A 17,347-nucleotide genomic window follows, 5' to 3' on the forward strand; every position below is an offset into this window, starting at 1 on the left:
GGCCGGGCGGCGGGAACGGGAACGGCCCCCCTGCCACGTCGGGCAGGGCGGCCGTTCCATCGCGCTGTCACCGCCGCACCAGCGGTGCTCCGGTTGCCGCAGGGGCTACTTCGCCAGGAAGGCGAGCAGGTCCTGACGGCTCACCACACCGGTCGGCTTGCCCTCGACGAGCACGATCGCCGCGTCGGCCTTGCCCAGGACCGCCATCAGGTCGGAGACCGGCTCACCGGAGCCGACCTGGGGCAGCGGGGCGCTCATGTGCCTCTCCAGCGGGTCCCCGAGGGTGGCGCGCTTGGCGAACAGCGCGTCCAGGAGGTCGCGTTCGACGACGGAGCCGATGACCTCGGCAGCCATCACGTCCGGGTGCCCGGCGCCCGGCTTGACGATGGGCATCTGGGAGACGCCGTACTCACGCAGCACGTCGATCGCCTCGCCGACGGTCTCCTCCGGGTGCATGTGGAGAAGCTGCGGGATGCCGCCGCCCTTGTGCCCGAGGACGTCGGAGACGCGGGCCTGGCCGCTGCCCTCGTCGAGGAAGCCGTGCGAGGCCATCCACTCGTCGCTGAAGATCTTCGACATGTAGCCGCGCCCGGAGTCCGGCAGCAGGACGACGACCACGTCGTCGGGCCCGAGCTTCTCCGCGACGCGCAGCGCCGCGACGACCGCCATGCCGCAGGAGCCGCCGACGAGCAGGCCCTCCTCCTTGGCCAGCCGGCGGGTCATCTGGAAGGAGTCCTTGTCGGAGACGGCGACGATGCCGTCCGCGACCTCACGGTCGTAGGCGGTCGGCCAGAAGTCCTCACCGACACCCTCGACCAGGTAGGGACGCCCGGAGCCGCCGGAGTACACCGAGCCCTCGGGGTCGGCGCCGATGACCTTCACGCGGCCGTCGCTGGCGTCCTTGAGGTAGCGGCCGGTGCCGGAGATGGTGCCGCCGGTACCGACGCCCGCGACGAAGTGGGTGATCCGGCCCTCGGTCTGCTCCCACAGCTCGGGGCCGGTGGAGTGATAGTGCGACAGCGGGTTGTTCGGGTTGCTGTACTGGTCGGGCTTCCACGCGTTCGGGGTCTCGCGGACCAGCCGGTCGGAGACGTTGTAGTACGACTCCGGGTGGTCGGGGTCCACGGCGGTCGGGCAGACCACGACCTCCGCGCCGTACGCCCGCAGCACGTTGATCTTGTCCAGCGACACCTTGTCCGGGCAGACGAAGATGCAGTGGTAGCCCTTCTGCTGCGCGACGATCGCGAGGCCGACACCGGTGTTCCCGGACGTCGGCTCGACGATCGTGCCGCCGGGCTTGAGCTCGCCGCTCTGTTCCGCGGCCTCGATCATCCGGACCGCGATGCGGTCCTTGACCGAGCCTCCGGGGTTGAAGTACTCGACCTTGGCCAGGACGGTCGCCTGGATGCCCTCGGTCACGTTGTTGAGCCGCACCAGCGGGGTGTTGCCGACGAGGCTGATCATCGAGTCGTGGAACTGCACCATTGTCTCCGGGTTCTCCGTGAATGTGCGGCCAGCCTATGGCCTAACGGGCCGCGGCTCAGCTCGTCCGGGACTCCATCGCTTCTCCGAGGCTCCCCCCTAATGTTGGTCGATCACCACTACGACACGTTGCAGCCGACATCTCACGGGGCAACAAGGTGTTGTACGTAGAAACCACGGGAGGTGAGCCGGCTCGATGTCGAGGGCGAGGGTGGCACGGCGGATTGCGACCGCGGCGGGGATCGGCGGTGGCGGGATCAGTCTGCTCGGTGGGGCGGCCGTCGGAGTACTGCTGGCCGAGGTACGGCTGGCCAGACGGACGGTCGGCGGCTCCGACGCCGTACCGCCGCGCGCAAACGGCAGATACGGGTCGGCGTTCTCGCACCGGACGGACGAGGTGCCGCTCCGGCTCGGCGTCCTCGGCGATTCGACGGCGGCGGGGCAGGGCGTGCACCGGGCGCGCGAGACCCCGGGAGCGCTGCTCGCCTCGGGCCTCGCGGCGGTCGCCGAGCGGCCCGTCACCTTGATGAACGTGGCGAATCCCGGCGCGCAATCCAATGACCTGGCGCGTCAGACCGCACTCCTGCTCGACCTGGGCGCACCGCCCCCCGACGTCTGCGTGATCATGATCGGCGCGAATGACGTCACCCACCGGATGCCGCCCGCCAAGTCCGTCCGGCTGCTGTCGGACGCGGTCCGCCGGCTGCGTGAGGCGGGCAGTGAGGTGATCGTCGGGACCTGTCCCGATCTGGGCTCCGTGGAGCCGGTCTACCAGCCGCTGCGCTGGGTGGCGCGCCGGATGAGCCGCCAGCTCGCCGCCGCGCAGACCATAGGGGTGGTGGGTCTCGGCGGCCGTACCGTCTCGCTCGGCGATCTGCTCGGGCCGGAGTTCGAGGCGCATCCGCGCGAGATGTTCGGCCCGGACAACTACCACCCGTCAGCGGAGGGCTACGCGACGGCGGCGATGGCGATGCTGCCGACGCTGTGCGCCTCGCTGGGCGTCTGGCCCGACGAGGACGAGCGTCCGGACTCGCGGCGCGGCGAGGGCTTCCTGCCGGTGGCGCAGGCCGCTGCGGAGGCGGCCGCGGAGGGCGGCACCGAGGTGGTCGCGGCGATGCACGTGCTGTCCGGAGCCCGGGGCCGCTGGGCCCTGCTCAAGCACCGGCGCCGCCAGCGCCTGCCGGACACGGAAGAACCGGCGACGACGGAGGCATCGCCGGCCTGACGGGATCGCGGCCGCGGGAGCGGGCTCGGCGCGGGTGCGGGTGCGGGTGCGGGTGCGGGCTCGGGCTCGGGTGCGGGTACGGGCGCGGCGCGGGTGCGGGTGCGGGTGCGGGCTCGGGCTCGGGCTCTGGGAAACTAAGCGCGCGCTCAGAAAGAGTCCCGTGTCACAGCCCACAGCCCGTGACTCCTCGCGATACGTGCAGGTAACTTCCCAGAGAGTCCTGCCGCCTCGACGAGGAGTGTGTGTCGCGATGCCCGAAGCCGTGATCGTCTCAGCCGCCCGATCCCCCATCGGACGCGCCTTCAAGGGGTCCCTCAAGGACCTGCGCCCGGACGACCTGACCGCCACGATCATCCAGGCCGCCCTCGCCAAGGTGCCGGAACTCGACCCGCGGCAGATCGACGACCTGATGCTCGGCTGCGGTCTGCCCGGCGGCGAGCAGGGCTACAACCTGGGCCGGATCGTGGCCGTGCAGATGGGCATGGACCACCTGCCGGGATGCACGGTCACCCGTTACTGTTCGTCGTCGCTCCAGACGACCCGGATGGCGATGCACGCGATCAAGGCGGGCGAGGGCGACATCTTCATCTCGGCCGGCGTCGAGATGGTCTCGCGCAGCATCAAGGGCAGCTCGGACGGCCTGCCGGACACCAAGAACCCGTTCTTCGCGGACGCCGAGGCGCGGACGCAGAGCCGTGCCGAGCAGGGCGGCGGGGAGTGGCACGACCCGCGTACGGACGGGCTGGTCCCGGACGCGTACATCTCGATGGGCCAGACCGCCGAGAACCTGGCCGCGATCAAGGGCGTCACCCGCGCCGACCAGGACGAGTTCGGCGTACGGTCCCAGAACCTCGCCGAGGAAGCCATCAAGAACGGCTTCTGGGAGCGCGAGATCACCCCGGTCACGCTGCCCGACGGCACGGTCGCCTCGAAGGACGACGGCCCGCGCGCGGGCGTGACGGTGGAGGGCGTGCAGGGCCTCAAGCCGGTCTTCCGCCCCGACGGCACGGTCACCGCGGGCAACTGCTGCCCGCTCAACGACGGCGCCGCCGCCCTCGTGGTCATGTCGGACGTGAAGGCCCGCGAGCTGGGCATCACCCCGCTCGCCCGCGTCGTCTCCACCGGCGTCTCCGGCCTGTCGCCCGAAATCATGGGCTACGGCCCGGTCGAGGCGTCGAAGCAGGCGCTCAAGCGTGCGGGCCTGGGCATCGGCGACATCGACCTGGTAGAGATCAACGAGGCGTTCGCCGCGCAGGTCATCCCGTCCTACCGCGACCTCGGCGTGGACCTGGACCGGCTGAACATCAACGGCGGCGCGATCGCCGTCGGCCACCCGTTCGGCATGACCGGCGCCCGAATCACCGGCACGCTGATCAATTCGCTGCAGTTCCACGACAAGCAGTTCGGCCTGGAGACGATGTGCGTCGGCGGCGGCCAGGGCATGGCCATGGTCATCGAGCGGCTGAGCTGAGCCGCAGCGGAGGCGAACCCAGCGCCCGAGCCGACCGGCTCGTAACTCTTCTGCCGTCACACGGTGTGATCTAAGTCGCAATGGAATCGCCCCCGGGTTGTTATCTGAGCCCGGGGGCGGCGCGTTTTCCCAGGTCAGGGCGTCATCACTCGGATGGCTCAGGACCTCAGACCTGTCCATATCGTGACGTTCCGCACTGCGAAGGGGAGAGGTTTACAGGCACAGTGATGTGTGGGGGATGTTTCGTCCACTCTCCAGTGGGCACTGCTCGGGATCACATCAGTCGGGAGTACGTCTGTGAGCGCCCTCTTCTCCATCCTGCTGGTGGTCGCGGTCATCGCCGTGGCCCTCGGGTCCGCCGCCCTGCACTCCGCCCGTGGCCTGCGCCGCGAGCTCGTCGCCCTGCGCGAGGATCTCGCCTTCGCCGGTACCGCCGCGAGCACCGCGGCCGGCACCGCCGTACCGGCCGCCCGGCCGGTGCCCGCTGACGAGATACGCGCCGCCGTCGCGGACGCGCTCGCCGACGAACGGGAGCGCGAGCTCGCCGAGGCGCGCGCCTTCTGGGCCGAGCAGGAAGCCCGCGAGTCCGCCGACGGCCCGTTCTTCCGGGGGGGCATACCGGCTCCTGGCACCGACTACGCCGAGTACGAGATCCCGACGGTGCTGCCGTTCCTGCCCCGTCAGGCCGACCTGGCCGGGCTCGAGGCCGAGCCTGCCCTCCCGATGCCGGGCGCCCTCCCGCACCCCGCCGGCCAGGACTTCGCCGATTACCCGGACTTCCCCGACCTGCACGCGGGCCACAGCGCCTCCGTCGTCGCCAGCCAGAAGCAGACCGCCGAGCGCCTCACCGACCTCGCCGACGGCCGCATCCCGCTCTCCGACGTGCGCCCCGGCCCGCTCGGCACCCTCGACGTCTACGTCTTCGCCGACGGCACCACCCTGTGTATGACGCCGGGCCACCGCGAGACCGCGCTCCAGCTGTCGGAGGCCCTCGAACGCGGCGAGGTCCCCGTCCTCCTCGGCGGCTCCGCCGTGGGCGGCGCGCACGCCCTGACGTTCACCTATGGCGACGAGAGCGTCTACATCCTGGCCGACCGGGTCGTCGCCTCGCTCTGACCGGGGTCACGCTGCTGCGTCAGACCCCCGCGCGCCGAGCGGCCCCGTCGATTCGGACGAGGGCCGCTTCCAGTACTCCCCCGCACTCCGGGCGTGGTTCGAGCACCAGTGCCAGGTCGTGCCCCGCCACCGCGATCTGGTCGCCCACCGTGAAGGCCCCGTCGTCCGGCATCAAGACCGGCTCCCGGCCGGGAAATTCGAGCCGCTGCGCCTCGGCGGCCAGCCATCGTGCCAGGTCCAGGCCGGTTTCCGCCGCCCCACCCCGCAGCCGGCTCTGGGGCAGGACACGAAACCGGCCCGCCAATCGGTCGGTCGCGGAGCGCAGAGACGTGCAATCAAGCATGTCGGCGAGCGTACCGGGGGCGTGTGTTCCGGCCACGCACCCATATCCGGCTGCCATGGATGGTTGCCAATGCCCCAGCAGACTGGCACGGTGAGATGACCGGACACCGTATACCGGAGGCGCCGATGTCCCAGATCTTCTCCGAGGAAACCCACCGGAACCTGCTCTCCCGCATCCCCCATTGCACCGGCCGAGAAGTACGCGAATGGCTCCGCGCAGTCGAAGAAGGCCCAGCCTTCCTCCGTTTCGACGAGAAAGTCAGCTGGCTCCGCAGCGAACATGACCTGTCCTACGGACACGCCAAGGCGATCGTCCACGAATACGACTTGAGGCGGGCAGCCCGCAACCTCCTGTAGCCCGGGCACACAACGACGGGACCCCGGGAGGCGCTGCCTCCCGGGGTCCCGTCGTACTCGGGTCTACGGCCTACTGCCGCATCAATCCCTGAGGATCGAGATCAGCCGCAGCATCTCCAGGTAGATCCACACCAGCGAGAGCGTCAGGCCGAACGCGGCCAGCCACGACTCGTTCTGCGGGGCGCCGTAGCGAACACCGTCCTCGATCTGCTTGAAGTCGAGCGACAGGAAGAACGCACCCAGGCAGACACCGATGATGCCGACGATGATGCCGAGCGGGCCGCTGCTGCGCAGACCGCCCCCGGGGGCGGCACCGAACGCGACGAACAGCATGTTGACGACCATCAGCAGCACGAAGCCGATGGCGATGGCGATACCGATGCGCTGATACCGCTCGGTGACCCGGATGAGCCGGGTCTTGTAGGCGATGAGGATGCCGACGAAGACCGCCATCGTGCCCAGCACCGCCTGCACCGGGGCGCCGGACCACATGTCGTTGTACATCTTGCTGATGACGCCGAGGAAGACGCCCTCGAAGGCCGCGTAGCCGAGGATCAGCGCGGGCACCGGCGTCCGCTTGAACGCCTGGATCATCGCGAGCACGAACGCCACGAGCGCGGCGCCGATCGCGATGCCGTAACTCGTCCTCGTCACCGGCAGCGCGAACCACGCCACCAGTGCGCCGACGATCACGGTGCCCAGCGTCATGCCCGTCCGCATGACGACGTCGTCCATCGTCATGCGCCCGGTCTGCAGCGGTCCGGCCGGCGGGGCCTGGTACATCTGCTGAAGCTGCTCGGGGGAGAGTTGCTGCTGGTCCGCCGTCGCGTACGGGTTTCCACCCTGCGCGTACGGGTTTCCACCCTGCTGCGCATACGGATTCCCCGTCCCCTGCGGGGTCGCGCCCTGCTGCTGCGTGCCGAAGCCCGCGTATCCGTCCCCGCGGCTGAAGCCTCGCCGCGAGAAGACCGGGTTGCTGCTCCTCATCTCACTCCTCCATGGCCGCGCGATACGGCATTGCATCAAGAGTAATGGCTTCGCAAAGGAGACGGAGTACCGCCAGAGGAGGATCTTCTGTCGCCTCTTCTGTCGCCGCGCCCCACGTGAGATGGAGGTGCCCGGAGCCGGACTCGAACCGGCACGGCCGTGAGGCCAGCGAGGTTTAAGCTCGCCGTGTCTGCGTTCCACCATCCGGGCGGGGGCGGGTCTCGACGCAGGACGAGCGTATCGGGGTTACTGGGCTGAACAGGGCACGATCCGCGTCATGTTGTCTGATTTTAGGGGTACCTGACGCAGCCTCAACTGGTCCTTGAGGGGGGTGGATCGGGACCTCGAAGGCTTCACGAGGCATCCACACGTCCTCCGCAAATGACGCGAAATCGATCATGCCGGGAGCGTCCGGCCGGAGCCTCTCCAGCGGCCGCACCGCCCCGGCACGGCTGCGGCGCGGCGAATGCTTCCCGCCGGGGTCTCAGGGCCGCCGTCATCCCAAAGGAGGACAGCGGACCTCCCGGGTCCCTCGCAGGACTGCCCCCAGAACAGCAGTCTGGGCTGATCCCGTGGCCGATTCCGCCTTGCACGATGGAGGGGTCCTCGTTCGTCCCACCCCTGGAGCCGCCCCGTGACCACCACCGGAACCCCTTCCCGCACCTCAACGGTGGCCGCCCGCGCCACGGACCTGTCCAAGGTCTACGGCGAGGGCGAGACCCGGGTCGTCGCTCTGGACGGTGTGTCGGTCGAGTTCCGGCGCGCGGAGTACACGGCGATCATGGGCCCGTCGGGTTCCGGCAAGTCCACGCTGATGCACTGCATGGCGGGGCTCGACTCGGTCTCCGCCGGATCGGCGCGCATCGGTGAGACGGAGCTGTCGTCGCTCAAGGACAAGCAGCTGACGCAGTTGCGGCGCGACAAGATCGGCTTCATCTTCCAGGCGTTCAACCTGCTGCCTACGCTCACCGCGGCCGAGAACATCACGCTGCCGATGGACATCGCCGGGCGCAAGGCGGACAAGAAGTGGCTCGACCAGGTGATCACCACGGTCGGCCTGGCGGACCGGCTGTCGCACCGTCCGAACCAGCTGTCCGGCGGACAGCAGCAGCGCGTGGCGGTCGCCCGCGCCCTGGCGAGCAAGCCGGAGATCATCTTCGCCGACGAGCCGACCGGCAACCTGGACTCGCGTGCCGGCGCCGAGATCCTGGGGTTCCTGCGCAATTCGGTCCGCGAGCTGGGCCAGACGATCGTCATGGTCACCCATGACCCGGTCGCGGCGTCCTACGCGGACCGGGTGATCTTCCTCGCCGACGGCCGCGTGGTCGACGAGCTGCACGAGCCGACCTCCGACGGCGTCCTGGAGCGGATGCTGAGTCTTTCCGGGGGGAGCCCCCAGACCCCCGGTTCCAACGCCCAGGGCGGCCGCACCAGCTGAGGCCGGCGCGCTCCGCGCCCCGCCCCGCCCCGCAGTTCTGCCGCGCCACCGCACCGCCGTGGTGCCGCGCCGCTGTGCCCCCGCACTGCCGCCCCGACCGAACGAACCAGGACTGATCCCCATGTTCCGCACTGCCTTGCGCAATGTTCTCGCGCACAAGGCCAGGCTGCTGATGACCGTGCTCGCCGTCATGCTCGGCGTCGCCTTCGTCTCCGGCACCCTGGTCTTCACCGACACCATCGGCGGCGCTTTCAAGAAGAGCTCGGCCAAGAGCTACGAGAACGTATCCGTCGCCATCAAGCCCGGTGTCACAGGCAAGGGCAACTCCCGCGACGACGAGCGGCCGCATCTGACCGAGCGGCAGCTGGACACGGTCCGCGCGCTGCCCGGAGCGGCCTCGGCGACCGGCAGCGTCTCCGGTTTCACCGCCGTCGCCGACAAGGACGGCAAGCTGATCGGCGACGGCTGGACCACCCGGGGCGGGAACTTCTCGGCCGGCAAGGACGGTACCGATGCCCGCTACCGGATGACGGACGGCCGCGCCCCGCTGAAGGCGGACGAGGTCGCGCTCGACACCAAGACCGCCGACCGGGCGCAACTCCAGGTCGGCGACACCGTGCGCATGTCGGTCGACGGCCCGGTCATGCACCAGACCGTCACCGGCATCTTCGAAACCGACGACGGCAATGTCGCGGCGGGCGGCAGCCTCGTCCTCTTCGACACCCCCACCGCGCAGCAGCTCTTCGCCAAGCCCGGCCAGTACGACGAGATCGACGTCAAGGCCGCGCCCGGCACCAGCCAGGCCGCGCTCAAGACCGCGGCCGAGAAGGCGCTGCCCAAGGGCACCGAGGTGGTCACCGGCCAGCAGCTGGCCGATGACGAGGCGGTCCGGATCACCGCCGCGATGAGCGGTCTGAACACCGGATTGCTGGTCTTCGCCGGTATCTCGCTGTTCGTCGGCATCTTCATCATCGCCAACACGTTCACCATGCTGGTCGCCCAGCGCACCAAGGAGCTGGCGCTGATGCGCGCGGTCGGCGCGAGCCGCCGCCAGGTGACGCGCTCGGTGCTGATCGAGGCGTTCGTCGTCGGCCTGACGGCCGCTGTGGCCGGCCTCGTGACGGGTATCGGCATCGCGGTCGGCATGCGGTCGCTGCTCGGCTCCACGGGCGCGACGCTGCCGGACGGCCCGCTGGTCGTCGGATCCGGCACGATCACCGCGTCGCTGGTCGTCGGTGTCGCCGTCACCATGCTCGCCGCATGGCTGCCCGCCCGCCGGGCGTCCCGGATCCCGCCGGTCGCCGCGATGAGCAGCGTCCACGCTCCGGCCACCACCAAGAGCCTGGTGCTGCGCAACACCATCGGCGCACTGCTGGCCGGTGCGGGAGCCGCCCTGGTCATCGCCGGTGCGGGCATGAGCATGGACACCGGCAAGATGCCGCTGGGCGCCGGCGCCGGTCTGCTGCTGATCGGCGTGTTCGTCCTGACGCCGCTGCTGTCGCGCCCGGTCATCGCCGCGGCGGGGCCGCTGCTGCGCCCGTTCGGCGTCACCGGCAAGCTGGCCCGGCAGAACTCGGTACGCAACCCGCGGCGCACCGCCGCGACCGCCTCGGCGCTAATGATCGGCCTGACGCTGATCACCGGTCTGACGGTGATCGCGACCTCGGTCCAGAAGGGCATCGACAAGCTCGCCGCGGACTCGGTCAAGGCCGACTACACGATCAGCATGGTCAACCGCGCCACCGACCTCTCCCCCGAGGTCGAAAAGACGCTCGGCGGCCTCGGCTCCGTGACCGCGTCCAGCCCGCTGCGGAACGCCTGGATCAAGGTCGGCGGCGACAACCAGTCGGTGACCGGCGTCAACACCAGGACCATCGACCGCCTCGTCAACCTCGACTTCACCGCCGGTTCGACCGCCGGACTGGGCGGCACGACCGTCGTCGTGGACGACAAGTCCGCCAAGCACAGCGGCTGGAAGGTCGGCGACACGCTGCCCACCGTCTACGACGACAAGGCCAAGGGCACGCTGACCATCGGCGGCATCTACAAGGGCAACGACATGCTGGAGGGCGTCCTGGTCGACACCGCGACCCTCGACCCGCACCTGGCGAAGATCGCCGACATGAAGGTCATGGTGAAGACCGCCGACGGCGCGAGCGCCGCGGCCAAGGACTCCATCGAGAAGGCGCTGGGCAACAACCCGGCGATCAAGGTCCAGGACAAGGCCGATATCTCCCAGGACGCCGGGGGCATGATCAGCATGATGCTGAACATGCTCTACGGGCTGCTCGCCATGGCCGTGATCGTCGCCGTCCTCGGCGTCATCAACACGCTGGCCATGTCGGTCTTCGAGCGCTCCCACGAGATCGGTGTGCTGCGCGCGATCGGCCTCGACCGCCGGGACGTCAAGCGGATGGTCCGGTTCGAGTCCCTGCTGATCTCCCTGTTCGGCGCCCTGCTCGGGATAGGGCTCGGGGTCTTCCTCGGCTGGGCCGCCGGCCGGCTGATCGCCGGCAGCATGGACACCTACGCGATGGTCCTGCCGTGGGACCGCATCGCGATCTTCCTCGGCGGAGCGGCCCTGGTCGGCGTCCTCGCCGCCCTGTGGCCGGCCCGGCGAGCGGCCCGGCTCAACATGCTCAGCGCGATCAAGGCGGAGTAGCGGGGCCCTCAAGGGCCGGGTGGGCTTTTCGCCTCGAGCGCCGGGCGGGATTTAAAAATCAAGCCCGCCCGGCGCTCGAGGGCACGGTTCAGCCCCGCCGGCGCTTGAGGCGAAAGCAGCCCGCCCGGCGCTCGAGGGCAGAATTCACCCCCACGGCCTGGCGAGCTCCATCCCCGACCCCCCGCCGGAGGCGGTCCGTACCGCCAGGACCTGGTTGACGCCGATCCGGTTCTGCTCGAACGACAGCGCGCTGGCAGCCATGTAGAGCCGCCAGACCCGGGCCCGGCCCGGGCTCGTGAGCCGTACCGCCTCCTGCCAGTGGTCCTCGAGGTTGCCGACCCAGGCCCGCAGCGTCAGCGCGTAGTGCTCGCGGATCGCCTCGACGTCACGCACTTCGAAACCGGCTTCCTCCAGACGGGAGACGGTCGAGCCGACGGACGCGAGCTCGCCGTCCGGGAAGACGTAGCGGTCGATGAACTCATCGACGTGGTAAGCCTCCTCGTCCGCCCAGGGGCGGCGGGCGATCTGGTGGTTGAGCAGCCGGCCGCCCGGCCGCAGCAGGCCGTAGAGGTGCGCGGCGTACTCGCGGTACAGGTCGCGGCCAACATGTTCCGCCATGCCGATCGAGGAGATCGCGTCGTACGGGCCGTCCTCGACCGCGCGGTAGTCCTGGACGCGGATGTCGATGCGGTCGGTGAGCCCGGCCTCCGCGACGCGCTTGCGGGCGTACGCGGCCTGTTCGGTGGAGAGCGTGATCCCCACGGCGCGCACGCCGTAGTGCTCGGCAGCATGCAGCACCATGGAGCCCCAGCCGCAGCCGACATCCAGCAGGATCTGGCCGGGCTGAAGCGCCAACTTGCGGCAGACGAGGTCGAGTTTGGCCCGCTGGGCCTCTTCGAGAGTGACGCCGGGCTGCTCCCAGTAGGCGCAGGAGTACACCATCGACGGGCCGAGGACGCGCTCGTAGAAGTCGTTGCCGACGTCGTAGTGGTGGCTGATCGCCTCCTTGTCGCGCCCCGGGCTGTGCAATGGGCCGAACCGGCGGCGGGACTCCTCGGGCGGTGGCATGGGCGGCAGTCCGGGCCCGGCGAGCACGAATGCCTCACGGGCGAGCCGGTAGGTGCGCGGGTCGCGCAGCGCGGCGGCCGCGCGCCGGAGCGTGCCGATGTGCGGCGCGCTGTCCTCGCCCTTGTCCCAGACGATGCCGGCGATCAGGTCGAGCGCGTCGTAGAGATCGCCGTCGACGTCCAGGTCACCGGCCACCCAGGCGCGGGCCAGCCCCACTTCTCCCGGCTTCCACAGCAGTCGGCGCAGCGCCCGCCGACGCCGTATGACGAGGGTGGGGGCGTCCGGAGGACCGGCCTCACTTCCGTCCCAGGCGCGGATGCGCAGTGGGAACGGTGCCCGTAGGGCCTTCTCAGCGAGGTCGCGCATGCGACGGGCCGCATCTGCCATGCGTACGAGCGTACGACGGACCACCGTCAACGCGAGTGATTTTCCGGCCCAACCGCCCTGGCGTCCCCGGAGAACGCCGAAGGGGCGTCCGCACCACGGATGGCGGACGCCCCTTCGGCGTTACGGATACGACCGGACCTGCCGGACCTGGGTGACCCGAGGTCAGGAGGCCTTGGCCTTCTCGGCGGCCTTGCCGGCGGCGGCCGGAGCCGCGTTCGCCCGGACGGCTGCCTGCGCGGCCGCCGGGGCCGGACGGGCGGCCTCGTAGAACTCCTCGCGGGGGTTCTCCATGGCGCCGAGCGAGACGACCTCGCGCTTGAGGAACATCGCGAGCGTCCAGTCCGCGAAGACCCGGATCTTGCGGTTCCAGGTCGGTACGGCCATGCCATGGTAGCCACGGTGCATGTACCAGGCGAGCCGGCCCTTGAGCTTGATCTTGGTCTTGCCAACGACGATCATCGCGACGCCCTTGTGCAGACCGAGACCGGCGACCGCGCCCTTGTTGGCGTGGGCGTAGGTCTGCTGCGGGAAGCCGCGCATCCCCGAGACCACGTTGTCGCCGAGGACCTTGGCCTGGCGCAGCGCGTGCTGGGCGTTCGGCGGGCACCAGGCGTTCTCGGCACCGGCCTTGCGGGCGGCGATGTCCGGAACCTGGGCGTTGTCGCCCGCGGCCCATATGTAGTCGGTGCCCTGCACCTGGAGCTTCTCCGAGGTGTCCACGTGGCCGCGCGGGCCGAGCGGCAGGCCGAAGCGGACGAGGGCCGGGTTCGGCTTGACGCCGGCGGTCCACACGATCGTGGAGGCGTCGACCTCCAGACCGTTGGCCAGCACCACGTGCTTGTCGACACAGGACTTCATCGACGTGCTGAGGTAGACCTCGATACCGCGCTCGCGCAGGTGCTCGAGGCCCCACTCGCCGAGCTGCGGGCCGACCTCGGGGAGGATCTTGTCGGCGGCGTCGACGAGGATGAAGCGCATGTCCTCGCGCTTGACGTTCGGGTAGTACTTGGCGGCGTCGCGGGCCATGTCCTCGACCTCGCCGATGGTCTCCGCGCCGGCGAAGCCACCGCCGACGAAGACGAAGGTCAGCGCCTGGCGGCGGACGTCCTCGTCCGTCGTGGAGTCGGCCTTGTCGAGCTGTTCGAGCACGTGGTTGCGCAGGCCGATGGCCTCCTCCACGCCCTTCATACCGATGCCGTTCTCGGCGAGGCCGGGGATCGGGAAGGTGCGGGAGACCGCGCCGAGCGCGATGACCAGGTAGTCGAAGGGCAGCTCGTAGGTCTCGCCCACGAGCGGCTGGATCGACGCGACCTTGCGGTCCTGGTCGATGTTCATCACGCGGCCGGTGAGCACCTCCGCACCGGGCAGCACGCGTCGCAGCGGGACGACGACATGGCGCGGGGAGATGCTGCCGGCGGCAGCTTCGGGAAGGAATGGCTGGTACGTCATGTACGAGCGCGGGTCGACGACAGTGACCGTCGCCTCGCCGTACCGCATCTTCTTCATGATGCGGCGCGCCGCGTACAGGCCGACGTATCCGCCGCCTACTACGAGGATCCGTGGACGCTCCGAAGTGCTCATGGTTCGAGTATCCAGCACCTGATGGAGGGGTGCTCGTGAGCCCCTTCACAAGGTACTGGACACCCTCTGCTACACTGCCCGGCCGCGTGATCAGGCCCACAGCACAACAAGGGAACCCGAGACGCGGATGGGGCGTTGAGCGCGCCGTCTGATCAGCGAAGATCGGCGCCCTGATGAGGCGGGTCCATGGGGCCGTAACACCGTGGAAACACCGCGCCGCAAGGGTTTTAAGGGGCTCCGGGCCCTACGGCCTTGGAAAACTGGGCCACAGGGCCGGAACTTCATGTGAAGAGTTTCACAAAGTTCGTCCTACGCGATGCTCCAGGTGATCCAGTCGGGCAGGAGTGGCGTCGGCGCACGGGAGAAGCAGCGGACGAGCACCAGCTCGCCATCACACGGGCGGTAGGCCCTTTAAAAGCCCCACCGGCGATCCGGTTACGGCATGGCCTCGCTGCCCATCGAGGGCTCGTCGAGAACCAGTTTGAGGAACAGCGCCCCGGACACCGATGCAGCGGTGGCGGCACGCCTCGCGCGTCAGGAAGTCCTCTACTCACCAGGCCGCAAGCGTTGGCACGACCCCAACCCCGACCACCGACGAGGGTGACCCCGTGCATGCGCTGCCCCCGTGGCGCATGGGCGGGACCCCAGTCGATCAGGTGCGCGCGGTCGGTGATCAAGATGTTGTGCGGGGCGAGGAGCCGGGACACGGAGCTAGCGCTGTGATGGCTCACCGGGCTCGTTGGCCGCCCTGACCGCCCCTGTCCGGCAGCGTCCCAGAACTCCGATGGACAGTGCGGATGCAGCCATCAGGCCGAACATGATCGAGTTCGAACCCTCGTTGTGCCCTCGCTCCCAGATTTGGAATCCCGCCAACAGGACGACGACTCCGAGCAGCGCGAACTGCACCCACCGAATAGCAACGGCACGCTGGTGATGGCGTTCCGCACCGCTCTCTCTGCTCCGCGCTTGGTCTCCTCTGTTCCTGGAGTGTCCTGACTGTACTGATGTACGGGCACTCGGTCTCGGACGTCGCAGCGCGGGATCCGATGCGACCACCCACCGCACCGGACGACAGCGGCCCCGGTGCCGCCGCAAGGCGGAACCGGCCGCTATGCGCCTAGGATCGACGCATCACCGCAGGTCAGCTCTTGTCCGGCTCCTCTGCCAGTTTGTACGCGATGCCGTCGAGGATGTCGTGCTCGCTCACGACCACCTCGCGGGCCCCGATCCGCTCCATGATCTGGAGCAGGACGAGCGCTCCGGCGCCGATGACGTCGACCCGTCCGGGGTGCATCACGGGGATGGCCGCGCGCTGGGCGTGGGTCGCCGCGAGCAGCCGGCCGGTGATCTCCCTGACCTGCTCGACGGAGACCCGCGAATGGTGGATCGCGGCCGAGTCGTACTCCGTCAGGCCCAGCGCGATGGCGGCGACCGTGGTGACGGAACCGGCCAGGCCGACGAGGGTGCGGGCCTGTTCGAGCGGGACGGAGCCGGCCACCTCGTCGAGCGCCGCGTTGATGTCGGCCTTTATCGCGGTGATCCGGCCGAGCGTCGGCGGATCGACGATCCGGCCGTCGTCGCCGGTCAGGTGCCGCTCGGTCATCCGCACACAGCCCATGTCGACGGAGCGGGCAGCGAGCACGCTGTCGTCGCCGACCACGAACTCGGTCGAACCGCCGCCGATGTCGACGACCAGATACGGCTTCGCCAGATGATCGTGGCCGGCCAGCTCCTTGGTGGCGCCGGTGAAGGAGAACTCGGCCTCCTGGTCACCGGTGATCACCTCGGGCTCGACGCCCAGGATGTCCACCACACCGCGCACGAAATCCGCGCGGTTCTCGGCGTCGCGCGAGGCGGACGTCGCCACGAAGCGGACGCGCTCCGCGCCGTGCTCGCGGATCGCCGCGGCGTACTCGCGGCAGGCCGCGGAGGTCCGCTCCAGCGCCTCGGGCGCCAGCCGGCCGGTACGATCCACGCCCTGCCCGAGGCGGACGATCGTCATCCTCCGGTCGAGGTCCTTCAGGTCGCCGGTGACCGGGTCGGCGTCGGCGACGAGCAGCCGGATCGAGTTCGTACCGCAGTCAATGGCTGCTACTCGGGTCATGTGACGTCCTCTTCGACGGATGTACAGGAGCCGCCGCTGACGCACGGGCCCTTGCGCCACCACTCGGGAAGCATCGCGATGGCCTCGTCGCCCAGCGGGTTCACGCCGGGGCCGGCGGCCAGTGAGTGGCCGACCAGGACGTGGAGGCACTTCACGCGGTCGGGCATGCCGCCCGCGCTCGGGAAGCCCTCGAGTACCTCGATGGCGTCGCGGCGCGTGATGTAGTCCTCGTGCGCGGCCCGGTACGCGGCGGCCAGTTCCGGGTCCGTGGCGAGCCGGGCCGTCATCTCCTTCATGACGCCGTCGGCTTCCAGCGTCCCGATGGCGGACGCGGCGCGCGGGCAGGTCAGGTAGTACAGCGTCGGGAACGGCGTACCGTCCTCCAGCCGCGGCTGGGTCTCGACCACGTCGGGCTGCCCGCACGGGCAGCGGTGGGCGATGGCCCGCAGGCCGCGCGGCGGGCGGCCCAGCTGCTCCTTGAACGCGGCGATGTCGGCGTCGGTGGGGAGGGTGTGCGGGGTGGGGTACATAGGGGCAGAGCTCTGCTCTTCATTGGAGGGGTGATGGGCGACGGGTGGGCGCGAGGTCATGTGCCGTTCTCGATCGTGGAGGGTCAGCGGCGGGGCGCCGCGGCGGCGTCGGCGTGGTCGACGCTGTCCCAGAAATTGTCGTACCAGGGGCGGTGTGCGGCGGCCTCGTCCGAGGACCGCCGGCCGGCCGCGGTGGAGCCGGTGCCGGAGTCCGGGGTCGGGCTCGCCACCGTATAACCGGTCTCACCGGGCAGCATGAAGTGCAGGTGCAGGCGGGCCTGGGTCTTCACATACGCCGGGTCCTGCCAGCGGGCTTTCTCCTCGCGCAGCTGCTCGACGCGGTCGCGGGCCTGCTGGGCCTGCTTGCGCTGGTCGGCGATCTCCGAGCGCTGGGCGATGTACTGCCGCATCGGGTAGGCGAGGGCGACGATCAGCGCGCAGAGCACGAGCGCCAGCAGCGCGGCCCGTCCGGTGAGCTTGCTGCGCCGGGGAGCCGGGCGCCGGGCGGCCGCGCGGTAGACACGGGCCTGCGCCTCCTGGCCGATCGCTTTCAGACGCGCCGCGGTGGAGAACCGATCCGCCCCCACGCCGTCTCCC

The 17,347-nt window shown here is 70.0% G+C and carries 14 protein-coding genes and 1 tRNA gene; 6 read left to right on the plus strand and 9 right to left on the minus strand.

The features are described from left to right. Positions 1-105: 105 nt before the first annotated feature. Positions 106-1,482 carry a cystathionine beta-synthase gene (locus QMK24_RS07125; RefSeq protein ID WP_283464459.1) on the minus strand — a complete coding sequence of 459 codons (1,377 nt, stop codon included), beginning with the start codon at positions 1,480-1,482 and terminating at the stop codon, positions 106-108. A 196-nt stretch (positions 1,483-1,678) separates the two neighbouring features. Here QMK24_RS07125 and QMK24_RS07130 point away from each other — a divergent pair, with 196 nt between their 5' ends. The 3 genes from QMK24_RS07130 (at position 1,679) to QMK24_RS07140 (ending at position 5,294) form a co-directional block, all read left to right on the plus strand. Next, a complete protein-coding gene (locus QMK24_RS07130) occupies positions 1,679-2,707 on the plus strand; it encodes an SGNH/GDSL hydrolase family protein (RefSeq protein WP_283464356.1) in 1,029 nt (342 codons plus the stop codon). A 250-nt stretch (positions 2,708-2,957) separates the two neighbouring features. Further along, positions 2,958-4,178 (plus strand): acetyl-CoA C-acetyltransferase, encoded by a 1,221-nt coding sequence (locus tag QMK24_RS07135; RefSeq protein ID WP_283464358.1) that lies wholly within the window; start codon positions 2,958-2,960, stop codon positions 4,176-4,178. A gap of 297 nt (positions 4,179-4,475) precedes the next feature. Next, positions 4,476-5,294 (plus strand): hypothetical protein, encoded by an 819-nt coding sequence (locus QMK24_RS07140; protein ID WP_283464359.1) that lies wholly within the window; start codon positions 4,476-4,478, stop codon positions 5,292-5,294. Between the two features lie 19 nt (positions 5,295-5,313). On the opposite strand, the gene QMK24_RS07145 is transcribed toward QMK24_RS07140, so the two are convergent. Next, entirely contained in the window at positions 5,314-5,637 is a 324-nt protein-coding gene (locus QMK24_RS07145) for a hypothetical protein (protein ID WP_283464360.1), read from the minus strand. Between the two features lie 125 nt (positions 5,638-5,762). On the opposite strand from QMK24_RS07145, the gene QMK24_RS07150 reads away from it, so the two are divergent. Beyond that, positions 5,763-5,993 carry a DUF4287 domain-containing protein gene (locus QMK24_RS07150; protein ID WP_283464361.1) on the plus strand — a complete coding sequence of 77 codons (231 nt, stop codon included), beginning with the start codon at positions 5,763-5,765 and terminating at the stop codon, positions 5,991-5,993. 81 nt (positions 5,994-6,074) lie between these two features. On the opposite strand, the gene QMK24_RS07155 is transcribed toward QMK24_RS07150, so the two are convergent. Beyond that, a complete protein-coding gene (locus QMK24_RS07155; protein WP_283464362.1) occupies positions 6,075-6,980 on the minus strand; it encodes a Bax inhibitor-1/YccA family protein in 906 nt (301 codons plus the stop codon). 128 nt (positions 6,981-7,108) lie between these two features. Beyond that, a tRNA-Leu gene (locus QMK24_RS07160) sits at positions 7,109-7,190 on the minus strand. Positions 7,191-7,614: 424 nt separating this feature from the next. Here QMK24_RS07160 and QMK24_RS07165 point away from each other — a divergent pair. After that, positions 7,615-8,418, plus strand: a complete 804-nt coding sequence (locus tag QMK24_RS07165) for an ABC transporter ATP-binding protein (RefSeq protein WP_283464363.1) — start codon at positions 7,615-7,617, stop codon at positions 8,416-8,418. 121 nt (positions 8,419-8,539) lie between these two features. After that, the gene (locus QMK24_RS07170; protein WP_283464364.1) at positions 8,540-11,080 is read left to right on the plus strand and encodes an ABC transporter permease; all 2,541 of its coding nucleotides are present in this window, start codon (positions 8,540-8,542) and stop codon (positions 11,078-11,080) included. 144 nt (positions 11,081-11,224) lie between these two features. Here QMK24_RS07170 and QMK24_RS07175 read toward each other — a convergent pair whose 3' ends face one another. The 5 genes from QMK24_RS07175 to QMK24_RS07195 all read right to left on the minus strand — a co-directional run bounded on the left by QMK24_RS07175 (position 11,225) and on the right by QMK24_RS07195 (position 17,337). Then, positions 11,225-12,535: an SAM-dependent methyltransferase gene (locus QMK24_RS07175; protein ID WP_283464365.1), complete on the minus strand. Its 1,311-nt coding sequence runs from the start codon at positions 12,533-12,535 to the stop codon at positions 11,225-11,227. A gap of 162 nt (positions 12,536-12,697) precedes the next feature. Next, on the minus strand, positions 12,698-14,116 hold the full coding sequence (locus tag QMK24_RS07180; protein WP_283464366.1) for an NAD(P)/FAD-dependent oxidoreductase: 1,419 nt from the start codon (positions 14,114-14,116) through the stop codon (positions 12,698-12,700). Positions 14,117-15,257: 1,141 nt separating this feature from the next. Continuing rightward, a complete protein-coding gene (locus QMK24_RS07185) occupies positions 15,258-16,220 on the minus strand; it encodes a Ppx/GppA phosphatase family protein (protein WP_283464367.1) in 963 nt (320 codons plus the stop codon). Further along, positions 16,217-16,750 carry a DUF501 domain-containing protein gene (locus QMK24_RS07190; protein ID WP_283464460.1) on the minus strand — a complete coding sequence of 178 codons (534 nt, stop codon included), beginning with the start codon at positions 16,748-16,750 and terminating at the stop codon, positions 16,217-16,219. Before QMK24_RS07190 ends, QMK24_RS07185 begins: the two co-directional genes overlap by 4 nt. 83 nt (positions 16,751-16,833) lie before the next feature. Next, on the minus strand, positions 16,834-17,337 hold the full coding sequence (locus QMK24_RS07195) for an FtsB family cell division protein (RefSeq protein WP_283464369.1): 504 nt from the start codon (positions 17,335-17,337) through the stop codon (positions 16,834-16,836). Positions 17,338-17,347: the final 10 nt, after the last annotated feature.

This window comes from Streptomyces sp. PH10-H1 (assembly GCF_030063355.1).
Classification (GTDB): Bacteria; Actinomycetota; Actinomycetes; order Streptomycetales; family Streptomycetaceae; genus Actinacidiphila.

Coding starts and splice junctions, on each gene's coding strand:
- QMK24_RS07130 (WP_283464356.1), top strand. CDS start 1,679: ATGTCGAGGGCGAGGGTGGCACGGCGGATTGCGACCGCGGCGGGGATC.
- QMK24_RS07135 (WP_283464358.1), top strand. CDS start 2,958: ATGCCCGAAGCCGTGATCGTCTCAGCCGCCCGATCCCCCATCGGACGC.
- QMK24_RS07145 (WP_283464360.1), bottom strand. CDS start 5,637: ATGCTTGATTGCACGTCTCTGCGCTCCGCGACCGACCGATTGGCGGGC.
- QMK24_RS07150 (WP_283464361.1), top strand. CDS start 5,763: ATGTCCCAGATCTTCTCCGAGGAAACCCACCGGAACCTGCTCTCCCGC.
- QMK24_RS07155 (WP_283464362.1), bottom strand. CDS start 6,980: ATGAGGAGCAGCAACCCGGTCTTCTCGCGGCGAGGCTTCAGCCGCGGG.
- QMK24_RS07170 (WP_283464364.1), top strand. CDS start 8,540: ATGTTCCGCACTGCCTTGCGCAATGTTCTCGCGCACAAGGCCAGGCTG.
- QMK24_RS07175 (WP_283464365.1), bottom strand. CDS start 12,535: ATGGCAGATGCGGCCCGTCGCATGCGCGACCTCGCTGAGAAGGCCCTA.
- QMK24_RS07180 (WP_283464366.1), bottom strand. CDS start 14,116: ATGAGCACTTCGGAGCGTCCACGGATCCTCGTAGTAGGCGGCGGATAC.
- QMK24_RS07185 (WP_283464367.1), bottom strand. CDS start 16,220: ATGACCCGAGTAGCAGCCATTGACTGCGGTACGAACTCGATCCGGCTG.
- QMK24_RS07190 (WP_283464460.1), bottom strand. CDS start 16,750: ATGTACCCCACCCCGCACACCCTCCCCACCGACGCCGACATCGCCGCG.